We start from the raw sequence: 21,744 nt of genomic DNA, 5'->3' as shown, positions 1-21,744 counted from the left end.
AGGCGCCGGCCGGGACCGGCCCCCACTCAGCCGGCCAGGGCGTCCGCGAGCGAGTCATGGACGGTGAACACGGCGTCCGCCCCGGTGATCTCGAAGACCCTCGCGACGACGGGCAGCATCCCGGCCAGATGAACCCCTCCCCCGGCGGCCTCCGCCTTCAGGCGGGCACCGAGGAGCACGTTGAGCCCGGTGGAATCGCAGAATTCAAGCTGTGAACAGTCGATCACCAGGCGCACCCGGCCCCGCCCAACGGCGTCCTCCAGAGGCTCGCGCAACAACTCGGCCGTGTGGTGATCCAGCTCACCGACCGCCGTCACTACCTCACTCAGGCCCTCGGCCCGAACTCCGACCTGAAGCCGGCCCCGGTTCGTGCTGCCGACCGTCTGGCGGTCCATGCCCGTCCCTCTTCGCCGATGGTGTCGATCATGCCGACAGTGGTCCGTCTCGCCGTCATCACCAGCGGATGACGCCCGTCGAACATTACGCCTTTCACACGTCGGGCGGTACCCAAAGTCCCCCACAATATGGACATATGCCGCAATTAACACTTGCAACGGTCCGTACCTACCGGGTAGGGCTAGTAGGGACACGTCCGCCCGCGACCGGCTTTGGAGGCGCCGCAAACCGGAGCAACACATATCGGCTTCGGCAGCCATATGCCGAGAACGTATGGAGGAGACCATGTCACCCCGGCTCGACGAACCGCGTACCCAGAACGCGCCGTCGGCAACTCCGCCCGCAGCTGTTGAGACCCACGTCACTCTGTCCGACGCTCCGTCCGGCACTTCGTCCGACGCGACGCGGCAGTCCGAGGACTGCCCCGACGGGCTCACCGACCTGGCGGACCTGCCTGCGATTCCGCCCTTCGACGAGGTGGGCGCGGTGGACGCCCGGGCCCTGTCGAAGACCCTCTTCGCCCGCCTCGACGCGCTGGAGGAGGGCACCCACGAGCACGCGTACGTCCGCAACACCCTGGTCGAGCTGAACCTCGCCCTCGTGAAGTTCGCGGCCTCCCGGTTCCGCTCCCGCAGCGAGCCGATGGAGGACATCGTCCAGGTCGGCACGATCGGCCTGATCAAGGCCATCGACCGCTTCGAACTGAGCCGGGGCGTCGAGTTCCCCACCTTCGCGATGCCGACGATCATCGGCGAGATCAAGCGTTTCTTCCGCGACACGTCCTGGTCGGTACGCGTACCGCGCAGGCTCCAGGAGCTGCGCCTCGACCTCGCCAAGGCGGGCGACGAACTGGCGCAGCGCCTCGACCGCGCACCCACCGTCCGGGAACTGGCGGAGCACCTCGGCCTCACCAGGGAGGAGGTCGTCGAGGGCATGACGGCGAGCAACGCGTACACCGCGAGCTCGCTGGACGCACAGCCCGAGGACGACGACACCGAGGGCGCGCTGGCCGACCGGATCGGGTACGAGGACCACGGGCTCGAAGGCATCGAGTACGTCGAGTCGCTGAAGCCGCTGATCGCGACGCTGCCGTCGCGCGACCGTACGATCCTCTCCCTGCGCTTCGTCGCGAACATGACGCAGTCGGAGATCGGGGAGGAGCTGGGCATCTCGCAGATGCATGTGTCGCGGCTGCTCACCCGCACCCTGGTCAAGCTCAGAAAGGGCCTGACGCTGGAGGAGTGAGCGGGCCGGAGTTGCGTTCCTCTCCTCGCCGCCGTTGTCCGCCCCGTGCGCCCGTCCCCTGAACGTGGGGACGGGCGCACTCGGCTGTGGGGCCGGGCCCTGACGGATCAGCGGCGGCGTGGCAGCCGCGCACAACAGCCCGGACCGCCGTGCCGGGTATGGCTGTTCACCTGGATGGGGAGGGAGAGACCATGGGAGAGGAAGAAACGCGCCGCACGAGCACGGGAGATGACACCGGCGACGGAGCCGGGCAGGGATCCGGGGACGGGAGCGGGTCCGGGGACGGGTCCGGGGGCGGAAACGTTCCTGGGGTCCGTGCCGGAGACGGTGGTGCGCCGGCCACCCCCTTCTGGCGCAGACCGCAGGACATCCTCACGACCGTCGGCGGAGTGGTCGCCGTCGTCGCCGGAGTGGCCGGGCTGATCTTCCTCTTCTGGCCCGACGCCCAGCCCCGACCGACCCCGGAGCCGGAACCTGAACCACCGCCTGCCGTCACCCTGGTCAACTCCGATGTGGACCGCGAGGAGAACATCGCCGCCGACACCGTCTTCGACGGCCAGGTCACGGGCCGGATCGAGCAGAGCACCTCGGTGGTCAGCGCGGTGCTGCGGAACAGCGGCGACAACCCTGCTCTGGTGAGCCACGCGGAGGTGCACTTCAGCGCGGCGACCCAGGTCGGTTGTACCTACGGCGGTGGCGGAACCGACATCATGGCGCAGTACAACGTCAAAGTGCCGGAAAAGGTGGGCAAGGGTTCGGTGGTCACCCGGAAGATGCTGTACACCCTTCCCCCGCACGCGCAGGAACGTGTGGCGTTCACGGTCGGGCCGGTGCGCCATGGCGGGGGTTCACTGCCGTGGGTCTACACCTTCACCATCTCCTTTCACATGGAAGACGGTTCGACGGCCACCGTGCCCGAGGTCAGCTATCTCTCACCTCTGATACGCGCCGAGGCTTTCCTGGAGGGCGCCCGGCAGGCGATGGACCCCGAACAGATCGGTGGGCCAGGGCTGATGGACCCCGCCTGCGTCGCCGAGCAGGCCCGGTCCGTGGCGGGGCTCGTCTCCTCCGCCGCGCGGCCCTCGCCGGAACTGCGGGAGTTCAGCGCGGAATTGACCCGTATCGCGGCTCAGTGATCGCGGCTCGACGGCTCCCCGGGCCGCAGGCCGTCACAGTAGGGTCATCGGATGACCAGTGACTTCGCTTCCTCCCGCCGTATCGGCGTGATGTTCGACAGAGACGGGCGCCCGGAAGAGCTGGCGGCGTACGCCCGCGCGGTCGAAGAGCTCGGCGCGGACGACCTGTGGGTCGTGGAGGACCTGGCCTGGGCGGGCTCGGTCTCCTCGGCGACGCTCGCGCTGGCCGCCACCGACCGGCTGCGGGTCGGCATCGGCATCATGCCCGCGCCACTGCGCAACCCGGCGCTCCTCGCCATGGAACTCGCCACGCTGGCACGGGTGTTCCCGGGCCGGATCATCGCCGGCATCGGACACGGGGCCCCCGACTGGATGGCGCAGGTGGGCGCCGCCTCCCCCACCAAGCTCGCGCTGCTGGAGGAGACGATCACGGCGGTACGGAGCCTGCTCGCCGGTGGGACCACGACCGTGGACGGCCGCACGGTCCACATCGACGGCGTACGCCTGGTCCACCCGCCGGAGGTGGCACCGCCGCTGGTGGCCGGTGTCGTACGCCCGCGCTCGCTGGAGCTGTCCGGCCGCGTGGCCGACGGTACGGTCATGGCCGAGGGCCAGGGCCCGGACGTACTCAAGGCCGCGCTCGAAACCATCGGGAAGGGCCGCGCCGCCGCGACCCCGCCCCGCCCGCACGAACTCATCGCCTTCACCCACCTGTACGTGGACGACCGGCCCGACCGCGTCGCCACGGCCACCGCGCCGGTGGTCGAGGAGTACACCGGTTGGTTGGGCATCCCGCCCGAGGAGGTCTTCCTCGCGGCGGGCGACGCGGCGACAACCGCCCGCCGCATCGAGAGCCTCTGGGACGCGGGCGCCGACACGGTGGTCCTGCGCCCGGTCGGGGACGCCCCGTTGGACCAGGTCAGCGCGGCGCTGGGGCACCTGGCGCGCTGAGCCCGGCGCCCGTTCGCCGTACGGACCGTGGCCTGCCGCCCGGGGATCCCCGGGCGGTGCGCTTCGGCCCGGCGGGCGCCCGGGGGCACGGTGAACAGCAACACGGGGTCCCGCATGGCCGGCCCAGGCCCGCGTGGACCGGTCGCACCGGTCATGTGGATCCCGCCGACGCCTCGTGCGCGATCGGCAGCTGGGCCCATACCGTCTTGCCGGGATCACGCGGCCGTACGCCCCACTTCTCGCAGAGCGCTTCCACTTCACCATGCTCAGCCTCGGCGCAGAACCCGCGCCTGAAGTCGTTGCTTACGACACGACGATGAGTACGGTGCTTCTTGAGGACCTGGAAGACATGGCCGTGCACGCCAAGATCTTCGAAGCCCTGAGGTCTGCCGCCCTGACCACTGGTCAGAGCCTCGCCTTCATCAGACAGACACTGAAGGACATCCCTGCGGACAAGGACGCGAAGGAAGCAGAATGAAGAATCGGCACATCGTCACGGCGTTCAAGAAGGCCAGCCGTTCAGCGGGCGGAGCCCAGGACTGCGTGGAAGTCGCCCACACCGCGGACGGCGGCCGCGCCGTACGGGACAGCAAGGACCCTGACCGTGGCGTCCAGTACCTCACCCCCGGTGAGTGGACCGCCTTCCTGGACGGGGTGAAGGCGGGCCGCTTCGACGTCTGAACCGCGCCGAGGTCTGACACTCACACTCACCCGTCACGCCGAGGCGGGGAACGGTTCCAGCAAGCCGAGCAGCCTCTTGGAACGGTGCGGCGGGATGATGTGGCCGCAGTCCTCCCAACACACCACCGGCCCACCACGGCCCCACGGCAACCAATACGCCCCCGGCCCACGCGGCGTGCCCCCGACGCGGCGGGCGGAAAACCGTTGGACAGGGTGGGGGTGGGCGGGGAGCGTGGGCGGTATGGAGCAGGATGAGATCTGGGACGCAGAGACCGCCCAGCGCTATGACACGCCCGGCGTCGGTATGTTCGCGCCCGAGGTCGTGACGCCCACCGTGGACCGTCTCGCCGCGCTCGCGGACGGCGGGGCGGCGCTTGAGTTCGCCGTCGGGACCGGTCGGGTGGCCGTGCCGCTGGCCGGGCGGGGGGTGCCCGTCACCGGCATCGAGCTGTCCCTCCCGATGGTCGGGCAGCTGCGTACCAAGGCCGACGAGGCGACGGTCCCCGTGGTCGTCGGTGACATGGCGACCACCGCCGCCCCCGGGGAGTACACCCTCGTCTATCTCGTCTTCAACACCATCTCCAACCTGCTCACCCAGGCCGAGCAGGTCGAGTGCTTCCGCAACGCCGCCCGCCATCTCGGACCCGGCGGCCGGTTCGTGGTCGAGCTCTGGGTACCCGAGCTGCGCAAGCTGCCGCCGGGGCAGGCGGCCACCGTCTGGCACTCCGAGACCGGGTACATCGGTCTGGACACGTACGACGTCCTGCGTCAGCACGTCGTGTCGCACCACTTCCACTTCGGCGACAGCCGAGAGGCGCAGCTCTATCGCAGCCCGCACCGCTACATCTGGCCGGCCGAACTCGATCTGATGGCCCAGCTCGCCGGATTCGAGCTGGAGAGCAGGCACGCGGACTGGGCGGGGGCCGAATTCACCGCCGATTCGCGCGATCACGTCTCCGTCTACCGCATCCCACCGAAACCGTAGTCGACGAGCGCCCCTCGAACGCCTCCATACATCTGTCCGCCCGCGTCCGGGCTCTCGTTCGAGCGCCCGGTGAGCGCTACCTTTCCCAGAGGGAACCGCTCGCCGGCAAGGGGGACTGATGGAGCGACCTGGATACCCCGATTTACCGAGATCCCGACCGGACTTGGTGACTCGGCAGCTCTGCGGATACGCGTATCTCGACATGGACTTCGCGTCGACCGTGCTCAAGCTCTTCCTGGTGGAACGGTTCAGGGCACACGGCGCGCCCCTGGGCATCGACCAGGTGGCAGTGGTCCGGCACGCGCGTCGCGCCGAGCGGCTGCGGTCGGTGCGGGACGTGCTGCTCGGTCTCTGTCTCGTCGCGCTGGTCCTGGCTGTGGTCGGAGCCGCCGCAGCAACGCAGGCGGGGGCCCACCAGGCCCGGCCACTCCTGCACCGTTACCTGAGTCTGGGCGGCTGGGCTCTCCTCGCGGCCGTGCTGCTCGTGTACGGCTGGGGCTGGTTCGTGTGGCGGACGGCCCACCTCCTCCACTGGGGGGAGACCGGGCCACGCGAGGGCGCCCGGCCTCTGGATTCTCTTCTCGAAGCCGAACTGGACGCGCTGGACGAGGCCAATGTCCGGGCGTACGCCACGACGTACGACGGCAGACGTCCCCTGGTGGACGGCGAGCATCCTTTCGTGGGGCACGGCAGCCTGGTCATGGAGACCGTATGGCCGGGCATCGACGTGGGCCGGCCCGCAGTGGACAAGGAGGGCCGCAAGCTCACGATCAAGCCGTTCGACGGGGCCGCGCTGCATGCCTATGTCGCGGAACAGGCGGCCGGCATCGCGGGCATCGACGGGTTACGCGCCCGCGACAGGCTGTACGTACGGGGGCACCATGTACGCGATCTCGGCACCGAGTTGCTGCCGGATCCAATGCGGCGTCCCGTCACCCGTATCGGATCCGACCGCATCGCGGAGGGGGTGGCGGCGTCGGGAAACGTACGCACCTATCTCTCGCTGGAGCTGGTCGGTTCCGACGGCACGCATGTGGAAACCATGTTCCTCCGGGCCCGCCTCACCCTGTCCCGCCTCTCCTGGGAAGTCTCGGCCTATGCGGTGCCGCCCCTGTGGGCGTCGATCGGCGAGAAGGTGGACGAGCTCCCCCTGGGCCCCGGAGAACGGGCGTTCCGGCTCCTGGGATACACCCTCCGGGAACTGCGCCCGCAGCTCTTCAGATCGGTGGGCCGGCTGGCCCGGCGCACCGCGCGGCCGCTTCGCGACGGGGTGCGGCTCTGGTCGAACCGGCGTCGGATCGTGCGACGCCAGAGCCGTTTCGACTACGGAACCCTGTACACGCTGCGCGCATACGTGTCGGACGCGGATCGCTGGGACTACCTCCAGCGGATGGACGCGCGGGACGCATTACAGCGGCTCCAGCAAGCGGTCCTGCTCGCCACGGAACGGTTCCTGACCGAGCACAACGTCGACGCGTCCGACCTGAAGCGCATCCGGGAGGTCGTCAACAACCAGACGTACAACTTCAACGGTCCGGTGGTCGGGCAGAACAACTTCGGCAACCACGGGACCAACGTCGCGGGGCGGTCCCCTGCCTGGTCCGGCGACGGCACGGGCAAGGGTCCCGGCTCAGGTCCAGGCACAGGCACAGGTGCGGGTGCGGGCATGGGCGGAAGCGAGCCCGGCAGGGGCGGCGGTGCAGGCCCGTCGCAGGCAGCCGCCGCCGGACTTGGGCCCTCGTCCGCGCCCGCGCCCTCGTCCGCGCCTGCTCCCGCACCGGGCAAGGCCGAGAGCTGACGACGACGCGGAACGGAGGCGGCAATGGGCACATACAACTTTCACGGACCGATCAGCGGACAGTCCAACTTCGGTGACCACGGCCTGAATCAGATCTTCCAGGGGCCGTCCGCCGCCGAGGCGATGGGCGTCGCCGACGACTTGGTGCGGCTGTTGCGTGCCGAGCAGAGCGAGCAGGACGACGCCGCCGTACAACTCCGTGGCGAGCTCGCGCGGGCGGAGAGTGAGGAGCGGCCCGTGGACGGGGAGCGCGTACGCGGCTGGCTCACCACGATCCGGGACGGCTCCGCCGCGGGCAGCGGCGCGCTCGCCCTCGTCACGTCCCTGGCACAGCTGCTGGGCCTCTGACACTCCTGGGGAGCGGGGGACAGGGCGCGGGGGCGGACGTAGCGTGGGCCCGTGCCTGAGATTCAGCGGCTTCGTGCCGACCATGCCGCCGCTCTGCTCGCGTTCGAGCGGGAGAACCGGGCCTACTTCGCGGCCTCCGTTCCGGACCGGGGTGACGCGTACTTCGCCCGGTTCGAGGAGCGGCACCGTGCGCTGCTCGACGAGCAGGAGGCCGGGGAGTGCCACTTCCATCTGCTCGTGGCTGAGGACGGGGCCGTGTGGGGGCGGGTCAATCTGGTGGACGTGGCGGACGGGAGCGCCGAGTTGGGGTACCGGGTGGCCGAGCGGGCCGCCGGGCGCGGGGTGGCGAGCAGCGGGGTGCGGCGGGTGTGTGAGCTGGCCGTCGCCGAGTACGGGCTCTCCTCACTGCGGGCCAGGACGTGGGCGGACAACGCCGGTTCGCGTGCCGTGCTCGCCCGTACCGGCTTCACGCAGGTCGGCGAGTTCGAGCTGGACGGGCGGCCCGGGCTGCGGTTCGTGCGCGAGCTGGCGGGGTGAGTGGGGGGCGTCGCGGGGAGGCTGGGCCTTATTGACGGGGCGTCCGGTATGCGCCACATTGAGCCGGGGCAGGGGGGATGGGGATACGCGATGGCTCTTGGGGAGGGCGGCCCGGCGGAGTACTCGGTGCTGGAGTCGCTGATGGGGCAACGCCTCGGCAGGGAGTGTCTGTACGTGCCGTCGTGCCGGCTGGGGCTGTACGTGGCGCTGCGCCACTGGTGTCCGCCCGGCGGCCGGGTGCTGATGTCGCCGGTCAACGACGACGTGATCTTCTTCGTCGTGCTCGCCGCCGGGCTGCGCCCCGTGCAGGCGCCGCTGGACGCGCGCGACGGGTCCCTCGACGCCGGGGCCGTGCCCGAGTCCGTCTGGCGTGGGCTCTCCGCCGTGCTCACCACCAATCTGTACGGGAACCCCGACCCCGCGCCCGAACTGCGCGCCCGCTGCGACGCGTTGGGCATCCCGCTGATCGAGGACGCCGCGCACGCCATCGGCAGCGAGATCGGGGGCCGGCCCGTCGGCGGGTTCGGGGACGCCGCCGTGTTCAGCCTCTCCAAGCACGTCGGGGCCAAGACCGGCGGCTTCCTCGCCGTCGCGGACCCTGACCTGCGTACGGAACTGGCGCGGGCCCGCGACGCGCTGCTCCAGCCCGCCCGGATCGGCACCGAACTCGCCTACGCCGTACGGCCGTACGCCGAGGCCGGGGTGCGCGGGCTGCGGCTGGCGCGGGGTGCGCGGGCCGCGCTGCGGCTGCTCGGGCAGGAGGAGCGGGACGGGATCCGGATGCCCCTGCGGGGAGGAGAGTTACGGGAGGCCCTCAGGACGGCGCCGGGACTCGACGGGTTCCATTCCTGGGTCCGGGTGGACCTGCACGACTACCGGCTCCGCCCCGGCCGCCCGCGCCTCGGACGGACCGAGCGGCTGCTGCGCGGGCTCGACGGAACGCTCGCCGCCCACCGGGAGGGGACGCGGCGGCTGCTGAACAGCCCATGGGCCGCGCCGGGCGCCGCCGAGGGGCCCGTACAGCCGCTGTTCCGGGTGCCGCTGCTCGTCGAGGACCGCGACGCGGCGATCGCCGCCCTCGCCCGGCGCCGCATCACCACCGGCTATCTCTACGATCCACCGCTCGACGTGTACGCGGGCGCCGCGTTCACCGATCCCTCGCCCGCGCCGGACCCGGCGGCCTGGTTCGCCCGGCACGCCCTGCCCGTCGATCCCCGCCACGCCGAGCGCGCACTTGCCGTACTCACCGAACTGGGCGCCCGTCCGGTGGAGTTGGAGGAGACCGGCAGCGGTGGCTGACACCGCCCGGCGGCCGGATCCGCATCCGGGGCCTCGCCTGGAGTCGGGCGAGTCCCTTCTCGTCGACAGCGGTTCGGGGCGGGCCGTCGGCCCCTCCCCCGGGCCGGGCCACAGCGGCAGTAGTGACAGCGGCGACCCGGGCCGCGACTCCATGTTCCGCAACGCGTACGCGCTGATGCTCTCCACCGGTGTCTCCGCCGCCCTCGGCCTCGGCTTCTGGCTCGTCGCCGCCCGCTACTACACCGAGGAGGCCGTCGGCCAGGGCTCCGCCGCCATCGCCGCCATGCGGCTGCTCGCCTCGATCACCGCGACCACCATGATCGGCGCGGTGGTCCGCTACGTCCCCCGGGCCGGCCGGGCCACCGGACCGCTGGTGTGGCGCGCGTACGCCGTCAGTTCGCTCGTCGTGTGCGTCGCCTGCGCCGTGTTCCTGGCGACCCTCGATCTCTGGGGGCCCTCCTACGCGCCCCTCGACGGGCTGACGGCCGGGCTCGTCTTCACCGCGTCCTGTGTCGCGTGGGCGCTGCTCACCCTCCAGGACGGGGTGCTGACCGGGCTGCGGAAAGCTTTCTGGGTGCCCGTCGGCAACGCCGTCTTCTCCATCGGCAAGCTGCTCATGCTCGCCGCGTTCGCCACCGCCCTGCCCGTGCTCGGCGTCTTCGTCTCCTGGGCGGCGGCCATCGCCCTGTCCGTACTGCCGCTGGGCTGGCTGATCTTCCGCCGCCTCATCCCGCGCCAGGCCGCCGCCGACCGCGACCGCGAACCGCCCCGGCTCCGGGAGATCGGGCGGTTCCTCGCCGGTGACTCGGTCGGGGCGCTCTTCAGCCTCGCCATGATCAACCTGCTGCCGGTGATGGTCGCGGTCCGCTTCGACTCCGCGCACAACGCCTTCTTCTACACCGCCTACACCGTCGGCGGCACGATGGAGTTCATGGCCATCAACATGGCCTCCTCCCTCACCGCGCACGCCTCGCACAGCCCCGACCGGCTGGCGGAGGGCGTGCGCGGGGCGCTGCGCCGGATGACGCTGCTGCTGGTGCCGGTGGTGCTGGTGCTGGTGCTCTTCGCGCCGCAGATCCTCACGCCGTTCGGCGCCGACTACGCCGAGCACGGCACCACCGTGCTCCGGCTGCTCGCCGCCGCCGCGCTGCCCCGCGTCGTCGTCGAGCTGTACATCGGGGTGCTGCGGGTCCAGGGCCGTACGGGCATGCTCGCCGCGCTCCAGGGCGCCATGTGCGTCCTGGTCCTGGGCAGCGCGCTGGTCCTGCTCGGGCCCGCCGGGATCTCCGGCGCCGGGCTGGCGATGCTGCTGTCCATGACGCTGATCGCCCTGGTCGCGGCGCCGGGACTGCGCGCGGCGCTGCGCTACCGCCACCGGACGAAGGACGGCGCCGACTGGGTCGGTGTCCGGCGCACGGGGGCGGAGCGGGGCGGGAGGCCCGGGGACGGGAAGAACGGGGAGGAGGACTCGTATTACGGGACCGCCTGGGCCCGCAGGGCCGCCGTACAGGGTGCGGCGGGCACGGTGGCCGCGGCGGGCGACGCGCGGGCCGAGGAGGACGCGGCGTACGGCACGACCTGGGCCGGACGCACCGCCTATCTGCGCGGCGCCCACGACACGCCGACGCCGGCCTTCGGCATGGCCGTACCCGTCCCCGTACGGGGTCCCGGGAACGCGCCCGCGCACCCGCCGGGGCATGCCGACCGGATCGACGAGAGCCGGACCGTCACCGTGCTGTGGCTGCTGCTCGGGCTCTGTGCCGGGCTGTTCTGGACGCCGCTGGCCCGGCTCGGCGACATCGGCCGCGATCAGCTCACCGGCGCCCAGCTCCTGGACGTACTGCCGCCTCTCACGCTCGTCGCGGGCATGCTGCTGATCGTGGTCCAGTGCGCCGCCGTCTCGCTGGAACGGCCCGGGCCCGTCCTGCTCGCCCTCGGGCCGCTGATCACCTTCGCCGCGCTGCACAGCGCGCCGCCCCTGCTCGGCGTACGGCCGGACCGGGCGTCGGGACCCTGGCACCGGCAGATCGGGGACGCGCTGGCGGGAGCCGCCGGGCAGAGCGGTCCCGACGGGCCCGATCAGGTGCTGCGTGCCCTGCCCGTCGTGCTGCAACTGCTCTGCCTGGCGCTGGTCGCCGTGATGCTGTGGGCGCTGGGAACGGACGGGCGGGTTGTGTCGGGGGTGGTGTGGGTGCTCGCGGTGGCCGGGTGGTCGGCGCAGGATCCGCTCGCGGCGGTGGCCCTGCCGCTCTTCCTGGCGCTGCTCGGGGTGACGTGTGGGGCCCTCCTCGTACGGCGTCAGCTGGGCGTACGGCGCCAACAGGACGTACGGCGTCAGTAGGGCGTACGGCGTCAGCGCGGCGGGACCGGCTGGCGGAAGTAGTCGTCCCGGCCCGCCTCCCGGTAACCGTCCAGCGCCGGGCCCTGGTTGACGGTCAGATCGCAGTGCGGGCCCGGCACCGGCCGGTTCCACTGCACCAGCGCCTTCACCCCCGGCAGCGTCCGCGCCACCTCCGGCACCCGCTGGTACCAGCCGCGCTGCCGGTCCGGGTCGTCCGGGTCGGGCGCCGTACTGAACTCCGAGAGCATGACGGGCTTGCGGTCCGAAATGTTCGCGCGCAGCCATTCGTAGGTGGGGCGCTGGCTCTCGTCGAAGTCCAGCCAGCGCGCGTTCCGCTGGCAGCGGTAGTAGTTGTACTGGTCCATGCCGATCCAGTCGACGTACGCGTCGCCCGGGTAGAGCGATTTCATCAGCTCCGCGTTCCCCAGATAGCCGGAGACCGTCCACACCCACACCACGTTGTCCACGCCGAGCTTCTCGAACCGGTCGTGGATGTGGCGGTAGGCGGCGACGAACTCCTCGGGCGTGCCCGCGTCCGGCGTACGGAAATCCGTCTCCTGGTCGAAGGAGAAGAAGACTCGCTTACCGTACGCCTTGAGCCGCCTGGCCTGCGGATCGATGATCTCCTCGTCGAACTTCCCGGCCGCGACATTGGCCCAGCCCAGCTGGGTCTCCGTCCAGTTCTCGTGGTGCGGCTCGGTCCACACGGTGGACTCCCAGGCCAGCATCAGCATCCGGTCCCGGCCCAGCTCCTGCTCCTCGGGGGTGAGGAGCACTCCGTCGCGCTGCGTGTTGGACATGTCGTGGTAGTTGTAGACGAGATCGAGCTTGCGCCCGATCTTCTTCTCGAAGCCGTGCACGGCGTCCGTGAGCGAGCCGTTCGCCGCGTACGGGACGTACGCGCCCCACCAGGCCCCGCACGGCGGGGCCAGCTTCTCGTCCGGCGCGCACGGCCCCTGCGGCAGCGCGCCGGAGGCGGCGTTCTCCGGGAGGGCCTGGTCCGGGCCCGGCCCGTCCTTCTCCGCCCGGGCGACCCAGACCCCGAGCCCGGCGAGCAGGGCGCCGACGGCGGCGAGGACGAGCGCCAGGTACGTGCCGCGGCTCGCCCCGGCGCGTACCCCCGTACGTATGTGGTCGCGCGTCATATATGGCCTTCCGGAGCGGGTTTGGCGCGTTCGGCCGCGCCCCGCGTCGCGGCGGGCAGCGGCATGGCGGGCAGCGGGGCCACGACCGTGCAGAAGACCGCGAGCGAGCCGAGGAACAGCGGGACGGAGAAGCCCGCCACGAGGAAGAGCGCGGTGGCGGTGAGCGTGGCGAGGGAGAGGCTCAGCGGCGCGGCCAGCGCCAGGGCCTCCAGCCGGGCGGCCGGGCGCAGACCGCCGGGCAGCGGGAGGAGCAGGGCGCACCCGGGGCCGAAGGTGACGAAGAGCAGGATGGGGATCCAGCGCAGCGGCACCCCGTCGGGGAGCGCGGTCGCCGCGAGGGCGGGCCACCCGGAGAGGGCGAGCCCGGCTCTGAGCCAGGGCCGGGAGTGGAGCTGCGGCTGGTGGGCGGTGCGTTGGTCCATGGCGGCTGCCTCCGTGTTCGTCATCGGGCGGGAGTCGCGGGAGTGCCGGGAGTCGCGGGAGTGGGCGCGGGAACGGGGGTCTCGACGTGTTCCAGCAGCAGGCCGTAGCGGCTCTCCTCCACGACCTTGAAGTGCGGCGACCGCTTCAGCGCCTCGCGCATCCGGGCGAAACCGCCCGCCGGCAGATACCCCTCGCCGATGGTGGCCTTCTCCTGGGACGGGGTGAGGATCACGTACGCCGGACGGCCGTCCGGGATGCCCTCGTCGAGGTAGCGGGCGGGATCCTTGAGCATTCTCAGGTTCTCCGGCACTTCCTGTTCGGTGAAGAACCAGCGCTCGTACCGGTCGTAGCGGTAGTACGCGCCGGGGAAGGAACCGGTGGTGGCGAGGATCAGCGAGCCGTCCGGCGCCCGGTCGTAGGCCCGTTCGACGAACGCGTTCTCGGCGGGCGGCGCGTACTGCATGCCCTCCTTGCCGTAGTACGAGGGCAGGAAGCCGACGAGCAGGGCGGCCAGGGCCACGGGAAGCACCAGGGCCGTCGCCCGGCGGGCCAGGCGCCGGGCCTTCTCCCGTCCCGCGGCGGGCGGTACGAGCGCGGCGGCGGCGAAGAACGCCGTGCCCGGCAGCCCGAACAGATAGACGCGGAACAGCATTTCCCCGCCGTAGTCGTTCACGGCGAACAGCGGTACGGGCGCCGCCGCGGCCAGCAGCAGCGGCAGCGCGCTCCGTACCAGCCTGCGCCGCAGCAGCACCGCGGTCGCGGCCAGTGCGCCCAGGACCAGCACCATCAGGATGTTGGCGGTGCCCACCAACTCCGGCCCGGGACCGGTCGGTTCACCGGCGAAGCCCGGGCGGGAGTTCTTCAGCAGGTCGCCCGCCGAGTCCCGCAGGGTGGCCAGGGTGTCCAGGAAGAGGACGCGGCCCATCGTCAGGTCCCAGACGAGCATGATGAGGCCGGTGACCACGAGCAGCCCGATGTTGCGGTAGCGGCGGGTCAGACAGAGGGCCATGAGCGTCATGCAGAGCATCACGGGGGTGAGTTGGTGCGAGGCGTTGACGGCGGCGATCAGCGGGGCGAGGATCGCCACGCAGACCGCGCGCTGTCTCAGGGTGGTGGGCGGCGGCACCGACGTCGCCGACGGATCGAGGCGGGAGCGCTCGCGCAGCCGGCCGGCCGATCCGGGCCGTACGAAGTGCCGTACGACCACGGCGAACACGGTCAGGAAGAGCAGATAGGCGAAGCCCTGCGGCGCGAGGTAGTCCTGGCCCACCCAGTTGGCGAGCTGGAAGATCCAGACGGCGGTCCAGACGAGCCGCCAGTCGTCGGTGAAGGTGCGGTAGATCAGGATCAGCACCGGAAGCATGAGCAGCCCGAAGAGCACCGGCGCCCAGTTGGTGTACGAGGCCGCGCCGTGCACCCCGAAGGCTCTGATCAGCGCGGCGTTGAGCGAGAAGAAGCCCGGCCACTGGTCGTACGCGGACATCCCGCCGGAGAGCCGCTGCTGCGGGTGGAAGGTGCCCTCGGCGAGCAGCCGCGCTATCACGGCGTCGTGCTTGGACGCCCAGGCGTAGCGCACGGAGTCGTAGAGGATGCCGGGCGGCGCCTTGAGCGCGACGAGCATCGCGACGCAGTAGGTCAGCGGCCACCACGGGGCGGTCCCGGCCCGGCGCAGGCTGACGAGGAAGCCGAGGGAGAGCACGGCGAGCGAGGCGTAGTACGCGACCGGGAAACGGTCGAGGAGACCGAACTCCCCGATGTCCCGGAACCCGATCCGGGGCAAGGACCAGGTCCAGAGGACGGCCGCGATCAGCAGCGGTGGCCAGGTGAGGAACCGCTGGAAGCGGATCAGGAACGACGCGCCCGGGCCGCGGCGCGGCGGACGGGGCGGGAGGGGCGGGCGCGGGTCGGTACGCGGTGGACCGGTGCGCGCCTGGTCGGTGGGCGCCTGGTCGGTGGGCGCCTGGTCGGTGGGCGCCTGGCCAGTGGATGCCTGGCCGGTCGGCGCCTGGCCGGTACGCGGCGGACCGGTGCGCGCCTGGCCAGTGGGCGCCTGGCTGGTGGACGCCTGGTCGGTGGGCGGCGGACCGGTGCGCGCTTGGCCAGTGGGCGCCTCGCCGGTGCGTGCCGGGTCGTTGGTTTCGGAGCCGGTCGTGCTGTCGGTACGCGCGGTCATGAGATACCTTCCCCCCTCGTCATCATCCGTCACCGTTCAGCGCCGTTCAGCGCCGTTCATGACCATCCGTCCGTAACGACCCGGCATGGCCGCCCGCCCGTGACTGCCGTCCGTGGCTACCCGGCGAATTCCGGCCCCTTCACCCGCGCCCGCGCGCCCCGGTACAGCCGCCAGCCCAGCGTGGCCGGCGAGTCCCGGTACGGCGCCACCTTCGCCCGCTCCCCCGCTGCCGCCCCGCCCGCCATCCAGGACGCGACGTCCGCCGCGGTGTGGGTACGGCGCACGATGAGCCGGGCGATGCGGTACGGCTCGTCGCGCCCCGAGCTGAGGGCGTGCCGTACGGCGACGGCCGAGGCGTACCCCGCGCCCTCGGCCGCCCGGCGCACCGCGCGGCTGTTGTAACCGTGCGGATAGGCGAGATGCGCGACCTCGCGGCCGAGCGTGTCCTCCAGCACGTCCTTGGATTCCCTCAGTTCACGCCGGAGAGCGGGGCCGCGCAGGGTGTCGAGCTGGGCGTGCGTGACCGTGTGCGCCCCGACCTCCAGGCCGTACGACTCCAGCCGGCCCGCCTGGGCGAGGGTCATCATCGACGCGGGCGGCAGCAGGCTGGTGCGGCCCGGGGTGATGGCCCCGGTGGTCAGATAGGCGGTGGCGGGCAGGGCCCGGGCGGCGAGCGCCTCGGCCGTCGGGCCCGGCAGATCGGCGAAGCCGTCGTCGAAGGTGAGGACGACCGGCCGGGACGGCAGCGGCGCGCGCCGGGTGAGGTGCCGGACCAGGGTGCTGACGGGGACGGCGGTACGGCCGCTCGCGGTGACCGCGTCGAGATGAGCGGCGAAGTCCCTTGGCGTGACGGTGAATTCGGCGATCCAGGCGGGCGGGTCGTCCATCACGGCGTGGTAGAGGAGGACGGGGATCCGGTCGGGCGTGCCCCACTCCGGCGTGCGCCGGTCCGGTGTGTCCCACTCCGGCGTGTCCCACTCCGGCGCGTGCACGTCCGGTGTGTTCCGGTTCAGTGTGTTCCGGTCCGGTGGGTTCTGCTCCCGCGCGTGCCGGTCCGGTGTGTGCCGGTCCGGTGTGTTCCGCTCCGTCACGGCGTCCTCCCGGTGGCACCGCCGCGCGCCCGGAGCCGCGCCTTCGCGTAGCCGAGGGGGCCGTACAGCATCCCCCGGCGCTCCAGGCGGGAGAGGGAGCGCGGCCAGGGGTACGACTGCGCGCCGTGCGTGCCCGGCGCTTGCGTCATGTCGCCGGCGGCACCACCGGCGTGCGCGTCGTACGGGCGGTGCGCCGAGATCGCGCGGGCGTGCGCCAGTCCGCGTGGCACCTTCACGAGCAGGGCCGGCAGCAGGGCGGGGCGGCGTACGAGGATCGCCGTGAGGTACGCGGTCAGGCCCGCGCCGTATCCGTACGCCTGGTTCCGCAGGTCCTGCCAGGTCTCGCGGTGGTGGTGCCAGACCAGCGCCTCGGGGGTGTAGCGCAGCCGGTGCCCGGCGGTGAGGACACGGACGAAGGCGTAGAGGTCGTCACCGCCCTTGGCGGGTGTGCCGGTGCCGGTGGCCGGGTCGAAACCGCCGACGGCACGCAGCGCGTCGGCGCGGAACGCCATGTTGGCCCCGGAGCCGAAGCTTCCGGCCGTGAACGGGAAGAGGGGTTCGCCCGCGGGCGGCGCCGCCGGGTCGTACAGCCGGGGCGCGAAGCCTTTGGCGAAGCCTCCGTGGCTCTCCAGCAGGATCTGCGCGGGGGTGGTCAGCCGGGCCGGGAGGATGAGGCCCGTGGTGCAGCCGAGGCCGGGGTCCGCCGCGAAGGGCGCGGTGAGGGCGGAGAGCCAGTGCGGGTCGGCGATCACGTCGTCGTCGGTGAAGGCGAGGACCGGGGCGGCGCGGTCCGCCGCCGCGACGCCGCGGTTGTGGGCCACGGCGAGGCCGGGGCGCGGCTCGTGCGCGTAGTCGACGCGGCCTGCGTAGCGGGAGACGACCAGGTCGCGGGTGGCGGTGGTGCGGGGCGCGTTGTCGACGACCAGGACGCGGAAGTCGGGGTGGTCCTGGGCGAGGAGCGAGTCGAGGGCGCGGGCGAGTTGGCCGGCGCGCTCGCGGGTGGCGACGACGACGGCCGTACGCGGGGGAAGGGGCGCGGGCGGTGCCGGATCCGGGTCGGCGGGGGACCCCGCGCCAGGGGCCGCCTCCGGCCCGCGGAAGGCGGCCACCAGCGCCTCCGCCGGGTCCTGGCCCGCCGCCACCCGGCAGGTCACCGTCGCGACGGGGCGGCCGTCGATCCGCACCAGCGCGTACACCGCCCCCTCCCCGAGGGGCGGGCCGCCGGGCGCCGGGCGGAGGGAGCGGACGGTGCCGTCGGCCGCGCGGAGATCGAGCTCGGCGACGGCGACGGCCGCCGGAACCGCCGGAACCTGCGGGCGGCGTAACGGCGGGCGACGGTCAGGCCCACCCCCGCCGGCCTCCGGGCCCGTCCCCTCGCCGGTCCCCCGACTCGTCCCTCCGCCGACCGCGCGGCCCGTCCCCCCGTCGGCTGCTCCGTCGGGCTCTGCGCCAGTACCTGAGCCGGTGCCCGCGCCAGTAACTGAGCCGGTGTCTCTACCCGTCGTCCGTGGTGTGTGCGTCATCGCTCCCCCTGGTCGGTTGATGCGCCGCCCGCCCCCGTGCCGCGTGCCGCGCGTTCGTCAGCTGTCCCGCAGGCGGCCGTCCCGCAGGCGGCCCATCCGGTTCAGCGCCGTCTTCGCGTGCGCGGCCAGCCGGGGCCGCTCCCGTACGAAGCCGTGCGCCCGGCGGACCGGCTCCTTGCCCAGCCGGTAGAGGGCGCCCCGCACCCCCGGGCGGGTCACGGCGCCCTCGTGGACCCGCAGGCCGCCGGTCTTGAGCGCGTCCTTGTACTCCGCCGCGCCCCGCCCCAGATCGAGCACCCCGATCCCGGCCGCCGCCGCGGCCTCCGCCATCCGCAGATGCAGGATCAGGCCCGGCGAGAACTTGGCGAAGTCCGGGTCGTACGCCGGGAACCAGCACGACAGCACCGTGCGCGAACGCAGCCCGAAGTGCGCCGCCACCGGGCGGTCCGCCACGTACAGCACGGAGAGCACGCCGGAGCACCCCGGCGTACGGGTCGTGGCGAGCTGCTGTACGAGTGCGCTGATCCACTCCTTCGCGAAGCGGTCACGGCGGCCGGTCCTGCGGTACTGCGCGGACTTCCACTCCATGAGCGTGCGCAGCGCCGCCGGGTCGCGCTCGTCGAAGACGAAGCGGACCTCGCCCGCCTGCCGGCCGAGCCTGCGCTCCTTCGCCGCCGTCGTGCGGAAGAACTTGGGCGACCGGGCCCGCAGGGCCGCCGCGTACGCCTCGTACCCCTCCCCGACCTCGATGACCGGGGACTCGAACCCGGCGGGTTCACCGGCGCCGCCCGGGACGAACAGCCGCTGGCCCGCTTCGAGGTTGTCGTACTCCCAGGCCACCAGCGAGCAACCGGCGAGCAGTTCGCGTGCCGTGAGCCGCAGTCCGCCGCGGAACACCCCGCCCTGACAGTCGGAGACGCCGAGGCCGATGGCCCTTCCGTGCCCCAGCGGGCCGCGCTCGTACGGGAAGAATCCCACCGGCTCGCCGGGCCCGCCGGGCCCGCCCGTGGCCGTACCGGACGCGCCCGGCGCGCCTCCCGTCCCCTCCCGTACGACGGCGACACGCGCGCCCGGCCGGACGCGGCCGACCGCCAGGGTGAATTCCGGTTCCATGAAAGGGCTGGCGGGAGCCCCGGACTTGGCGCGCAGCTCGCGCCAGGACTCGATTTCCGCGTCGTCCAGATCCGCGGGTGCCACCACGCGCAGGCGCGCAGTGCGGCGCACATCGTTCAACTCGACCAACTCGACCCCCCGGTCGCATCCCCCCGCGAACCCGTGTCCCCCGTGGGCCCGCACTCGACAGGACGTTACCGGCCCACATCATTCCGGGACAGTGCCAGTCGCCCATCTCGTCACGGATCAGGGCATCGCACGCAACAGGTGGTGCAGAAGGGTGCGGGAGGTGGAGGAGGCAGGGAAGGCGGAGGAGGTGCTGAAGGTGTCCAGAGGCGCGGTGGACACGGGTGTGCGCCCATCCGGACCAGTGGGGCCTGATCCGGACCGGCGCCCTGAAGTGACTCTCCGCCGAACTCTCCGGCCGAACGTCGCGCCGAACTTGCGCCGAACTTGCGTCGAACTCTGCGCCGGGCGACGGGCCGCCTCAGAGGCGCAGTCCCACGGCGAGTGCGATGGTCAGCCCCAGTGTGCAGACCGCGATCACGAACCAGGCTTGCTGTTTCCCTTCCGGAGTCATGGCCGCTGCCGGCCTTCACGGTCACGTTCCCGCAGGTAGTCCATGAACGTACGGCACATGCGCGCCAGTGCCCGCATGTAGACCCAGTGGGCCATGGCGCCGGGCCCGGGTCCGCTGTCGGTCAGGTCGTACCAGTCCTTGAGTGCTCCTTTGGCCCGTACGGTGTGCTCGGCCTCGGGGATCGCCTCCACGATGGAGACGAGCCTCGCGCCGTGGCCGACGAGCCGGGCGGTGAGGTCCGCGATCTCGGCGGGCGGCGGCATCATGCGATGCGGCGCCAGCGCGCGATCGGCGTCGAACCCTATGGCGTTGTGGTCCACGCACTCCGAAGTGTGTGAAGTGTGAGGAGTCTGCGCGGAGTCGGCGTTGTAGGTGGTGTGCGCGTTTTCTGCTGTGCCACCTGTTCTGTCGTCTGTCACTGTGTTCACCTTGGCCCCCGTCTTCGTGTGCTGTGCTGCTTGGCCCTGTTGAACAGAAAACAGCCTTATGACCCTCCGCGAGTACCGTGGAGAACAGTCTGATGATGAAAGCCATGAACGCTTGGGGGAGTTGGACACATGGCGAGTAATTCCCGCACTCCGAACACCGGTCTCGCCGGTTTGCTGGCGCAGGCGAAGTGGTCCCGTGCGCAGTTCGCACTGATCATCAACCGCATCGGCGCCGAGGCCGGGCTCGAACTCCACTACGACCAGTCGGCGGTCTCCCACTGGGTCGCGGGCACCATGCCCAAGGACCAGGTCAGGCCGCTGATCGTGGAGGCTTTCGCACGGAAACTGGGCCGTCCGGTCACGCACGCCGAGGCCGGACTGCCCGTCGCGCGCCCGGGCCCTCCGGGCTCCGGCTTCACCGGCGCCCCGGGGGGCTCCGCCGGTTTCACCGCTTCCGTCGGCTCCACCGGCTCCGCCGGTGTCAACACGATCGAAGAACTGGCCGACATGGGGAGAGCAGACATGGATCCGTCACGTCGCGGCCTGATCGCCGCAGGGCTCTTCTCCGCCGCCGTCGTCGTCCCGCTCTTCCCCGATCTGGCCCACGCGGCGGCCCCTTCGACACCCGCTCCAGGGAAGCGGACCGTACGGATAGGCGCGCCACAGGTACAGGCCGTACGCACAATGACGGACCGGATAGCGGACATTCTGGATGAACTCGGGGGCGGTCACGCGCGCCCGATGGCGGCGGCGTTTCTGGTGAACACGGTCATGCCGTGGCTGAAGGCGGAAGCCGCCGAGCCCGTGCGCAACGACATGCTCGCCGCCGCCTCCGACCTGGTCTACCTGACCGGCTGGATGGCGATGTACGAGCGGGCGCACGGGCTGGGCCAGCAGTACTACCTCAGGGCCCTGGAGCTGGCCGGTTCCGCGGGGGACCACGTCACGTACTGCCGGACGCTGCGCGGCATGTCCCTCCAGGCGTCGAACCTCGGGTACGGCAAGCGGGCGCTGGAGCTGGCCGACTCGGCCGCCGAGGCGTCGCCGAAGGCCGAGCCGCGCCTCCAGGCCTTCCTGTCGGGGCAGCAGGCGCACGCGGCGGCGATGGTCGGGGACAAGCGGCAGGCGTTCGGCCGGCTGCGCCAGACGGAGGCCGCGCTGACCAAGGCGGACAACCGGCGTGAGTCGATCGGCGGCTACGACAGGACCGCGTACCTCTTCCATGTGTCGCACGTGCTGTACGAGTTCAAGGACCTGCCGGGCTCGATATCCGCGCTCCAGCAGTCCCTCCAGGTGCAGCAGAAGCACGAGCGCCAGGGGCGCGTCCACTTCCTCGCCGTACTGGCGCAGCGCCAGTTGGAGCTCGGCCACCTGGAGGCGGCGTGCGGGAGCTGGTGGCAGTTCCTGGACGACTACGAACACGTCTCGTCGGCCCGCGGGGACGAGCACTTCGAGACGATGCGGCGGCGGTTGAAGCCGTACGCGAAGACGCTGGCCGTACGGAAGCTGCGGCCCCGGATCGACGAGGTCGCCGCGCTGAAGGGGTAGGTG

Annotated in this window: 20 protein-coding genes; 12 read left to right on the top strand and 8 right to left on the bottom strand. The window is 72.0% G+C overall.

The features are described from left to right. Positions 1–26 precede the first annotated feature (26 nt). The gene (locus ACFTZC_RS27295; RefSeq protein ID WP_382894085.1) at positions 27–395 is read right to left on the bottom strand and encodes an STAS domain-containing protein; all 369 of its coding nucleotides are present in this window, start codon (positions 393–395) and stop codon (positions 27–29) included. Positions 396–669: 274 nt separating this feature from the next. Between ACFTZC_RS27295 and ACFTZC_RS27290 the strand changes: the two genes are divergently transcribed. From ACFTZC_RS27290 to ACFTZC_RS27240, 11 genes are all read left to right on the top strand, one after another. Continuing rightward, complete coding sequence (locus ACFTZC_RS27290; protein ID WP_382894083.1) at positions 670–1,641, top strand: RNA polymerase sigma factor SigF; 972 nt, start codon at positions 670–672, stop codon at positions 1,639–1,641. 191 nt (positions 1,642–1,832) lie between these two features. After that, positions 1,833–2,777, top strand: a complete 945-nt coding sequence (locus ACFTZC_RS27285) for a hypothetical protein (protein WP_382894081.1) — start codon at positions 1,833–1,835, stop codon at positions 2,775–2,777. Positions 2,778–2,828: 51 nt separating this feature from the next. After that, positions 2,829–3,728 (top strand): LLM class flavin-dependent oxidoreductase, encoded by a 900-nt coding sequence (locus tag ACFTZC_RS27280; RefSeq protein ID WP_382894079.1) that lies wholly within the window; start codon positions 2,829–2,831, stop codon positions 3,726–3,728. Between the two features lie 175 nt (positions 3,729–3,903). Continuing rightward, complete coding sequence (locus ACFTZC_RS27275) at positions 3,904–4,206, top strand: Scr1 family TA system antitoxin-like transcriptional regulator (protein ID WP_382894077.1); 303 nt, start codon at positions 3,904–3,906, stop codon at positions 4,204–4,206. Then, complete coding sequence (locus ACFTZC_RS27270; protein ID WP_382894075.1) at positions 4,203–4,409, top strand: DUF397 domain-containing protein; 207 nt, start codon at positions 4,203–4,205, stop codon at positions 4,407–4,409. The genes ACFTZC_RS27275 and ACFTZC_RS27270 overlap by 4 nt, the downstream gene beginning before the upstream one ends. A 241-nt stretch (positions 4,410–4,650) precedes the next feature. Then, on the top strand, positions 4,651–5,394 hold the full coding sequence (locus ACFTZC_RS27265) for a class I SAM-dependent methyltransferase (protein ID WP_382894073.1): 744 nt from the start codon (positions 4,651–4,653) through the stop codon (positions 5,392–5,394). Positions 5,395–5,557: 163 nt separating this feature from the next. Beyond that, positions 5,558–7,192: a hypothetical protein gene (locus ACFTZC_RS27260; protein ID WP_382894071.1), complete on the top strand. Its 1,635-nt coding sequence runs from the start codon at positions 5,558–5,560 to the stop codon at positions 7,190–7,192. A gap of 24 nt (positions 7,193–7,216) precedes the next feature. Further along, positions 7,217–7,540 (top strand): hypothetical protein, encoded by a 324-nt coding sequence (locus tag ACFTZC_RS27255; protein WP_382894069.1) that lies wholly within the window; start codon positions 7,217–7,219, stop codon positions 7,538–7,540. 51 nt (positions 7,541–7,591) lie between these two features. Next, complete coding sequence (locus ACFTZC_RS27250; protein WP_382894068.1) at positions 7,592–8,077, top strand: GNAT family N-acetyltransferase; 486 nt, start codon at positions 7,592–7,594, stop codon at positions 8,075–8,077. A gap of 141 nt (positions 8,078–8,218) precedes the next feature. Beyond that, positions 8,219–9,376: a DegT/DnrJ/EryC1/StrS family aminotransferase gene (locus tag ACFTZC_RS27245; protein WP_382894164.1), complete on the top strand. Its 1,158-nt coding sequence runs from the start codon at positions 8,219–8,221 to the stop codon at positions 9,374–9,376. After that, positions 9,369–11,717, top strand: coding sequence for a lipopolysaccharide biosynthesis protein (locus ACFTZC_RS27240; RefSeq protein ID WP_382894066.1), 2,349 nt, complete (start codon positions 9,369–9,371; stop codon positions 11,715–11,717). Before ACFTZC_RS27245 ends, ACFTZC_RS27240 begins: the two co-directional genes overlap by 8 nt. A gap of 11 nt (positions 11,718–11,728) precedes the next feature. Here ACFTZC_RS27240 and ACFTZC_RS27235 read toward each other — a convergent pair whose 3' ends face one another. The 7 genes from ACFTZC_RS27235 to ACFTZC_RS27205 all read right to left on the bottom strand — a co-directional run bounded on the left by ACFTZC_RS27235 (position 11,729) and on the right by ACFTZC_RS27205 (position 20,085). Continuing rightward, positions 11,729–12,862, bottom strand: a complete 1,134-nt coding sequence (locus tag ACFTZC_RS27235) for a glycoside hydrolase family 26 protein (RefSeq protein ID WP_382894064.1) — start codon at positions 12,860–12,862, stop codon at positions 11,729–11,731. After that, positions 12,859–13,284, bottom strand: a complete 426-nt coding sequence (locus ACFTZC_RS27230; protein ID WP_382894062.1) for a hypothetical protein — start codon at positions 13,282–13,284, stop codon at positions 12,859–12,861. The genes ACFTZC_RS27235 and ACFTZC_RS27230 overlap by 4 nt, the downstream gene beginning before the upstream one ends. Positions 13,285–13,304: 20 nt before the next feature. After that, positions 13,305–15,458, bottom strand: a complete 2,154-nt coding sequence (locus ACFTZC_RS27225) for a hypothetical protein (RefSeq protein WP_382894060.1) — start codon at positions 15,456–15,458, stop codon at positions 13,305–13,307. A gap of 116 nt (positions 15,459–15,574) precedes the next feature. Further along, positions 15,575–16,345 carry a polysaccharide deacetylase family protein gene (locus tag ACFTZC_RS27220; protein WP_382894163.1) on the bottom strand — a complete coding sequence of 257 codons (771 nt, stop codon included), beginning with the start codon at positions 16,343–16,345 and terminating at the stop codon, positions 15,575–15,577. A gap of 200 nt (positions 16,346–16,545) precedes the next feature. Beyond that, positions 16,546–17,745 (bottom strand): glycosyltransferase family 2 protein, encoded by a 1,200-nt coding sequence (locus ACFTZC_RS27215; RefSeq protein WP_382894058.1) that lies wholly within the window; start codon positions 17,743–17,745, stop codon positions 16,546–16,548. A 384-nt stretch (positions 17,746–18,129) separates the two neighbouring features. Beyond that, positions 18,130–19,296 carry a GNAT family N-acetyltransferase gene (locus ACFTZC_RS27210; RefSeq protein ID WP_382894056.1) on the bottom strand — a complete coding sequence of 389 codons (1,167 nt, stop codon included), beginning with the start codon at positions 19,294–19,296 and terminating at the stop codon, positions 18,130–18,132. 465 nt (positions 19,297–19,761) lie between these two features. Next, positions 19,762–20,085: a DUF6415 family natural product biosynthesis protein gene (locus ACFTZC_RS27205; protein WP_382894054.1), complete on the bottom strand. Its 324-nt coding sequence runs from the start codon at positions 20,083–20,085 to the stop codon at positions 19,762–19,764. A gap of 237 nt (positions 20,086–20,322) precedes the next feature. Here ACFTZC_RS27205 and ACFTZC_RS27200 point away from each other — a divergent pair, with 237 nt between their 5' ends. Then, positions 20,323–21,741: a hypothetical protein gene (locus ACFTZC_RS27200; protein WP_382894052.1), complete on the top strand. Its 1,419-nt coding sequence runs from the start codon at positions 20,323–20,325 to the stop codon at positions 21,739–21,741. The last annotated feature ends 3 nt before the right edge of the window (positions 21,742–21,744 follow it).

The sequence above is a fragment of the Streptomyces sp. NPDC056987 genome (assembly GCF_042673865.1).
Taxonomy (GTDB): Bacteria; Actinomycetota; Actinomycetes; order Streptomycetales; family Streptomycetaceae; genus Streptomyces.
Note: the sequence above shows the minus strand (reverse complement) of the source record. Positions and strands in the feature narration are given on the sequence as shown.

Excerpts from the sequence above, each read along its gene's own strand:
- ACFTZC_RS27295 (WP_382894085.1), bottom strand. The coding sequence starts at position 395 with ATGGACCGCCAGACGGTCGGCAGCACGAACCGGGGCCGGCTTCAGGTC.
- ACFTZC_RS27290 (WP_382894083.1), top strand. The coding sequence starts at position 670 with ATGGAGGAGACCATGTCACCCCGGCTCGACGAACCGCGTACCCAGAAC.
- ACFTZC_RS27285 (WP_382894081.1), top strand. The coding sequence starts at position 1,833 with ATGGGAGAGGAAGAAACGCGCCGCACGAGCACGGGAGATGACACCGGC.
- ACFTZC_RS27280 (WP_382894079.1), top strand. The coding sequence starts at position 2,829 with ATGACCAGTGACTTCGCTTCCTCCCGCCGTATCGGCGTGATGTTCGAC.
- ACFTZC_RS27270 (WP_382894075.1), top strand. The coding sequence starts at position 4,203 with ATGAAGAATCGGCACATCGTCACGGCGTTCAAGAAGGCCAGCCGTTCA.
- ACFTZC_RS27265 (WP_382894073.1), top strand. The coding sequence starts at position 4,651 with ATGGAGCAGGATGAGATCTGGGACGCAGAGACCGCCCAGCGCTATGAC.
- ACFTZC_RS27255 (WP_382894069.1), top strand. The coding sequence starts at position 7,217 with ATGGGCACATACAACTTTCACGGACCGATCAGCGGACAGTCCAACTTC.
- ACFTZC_RS27245 (WP_382894164.1), top strand. The coding sequence starts at position 8,219 with ATGGGGCAACGCCTCGGCAGGGAGTGTCTGTACGTGCCGTCGTGCCGG.
- ACFTZC_RS27235 (WP_382894064.1), bottom strand. The coding sequence starts at position 12,862 with ATGACGCGCGACCACATACGTACGGGGGTACGCGCCGGGGCGAGCCGC.
- ACFTZC_RS27230 (WP_382894062.1), bottom strand. The coding sequence starts at position 13,284 with ATGGACCAACGCACCGCCCACCAGCCGCAGCTCCACTCCCGGCCCTGG.
- ACFTZC_RS27225 (WP_382894060.1), bottom strand. The coding sequence starts at position 15,458 with ATGACCGCGCGTACCGACAGCACGACCGGCTCCGAAACCAACGACCCG.
- ACFTZC_RS27220 (WP_382894163.1), bottom strand. The coding sequence starts at position 16,345 with ATGGACGACCCGCCCGCCTGGATCGCCGAATTCACCGTCACGCCAAGG.
- ACFTZC_RS27200 (WP_382894052.1), top strand. The coding sequence starts at position 20,323 with ATGGCGAGTAATTCCCGCACTCCGAACACCGGTCTCGCCGGTTTGCTG.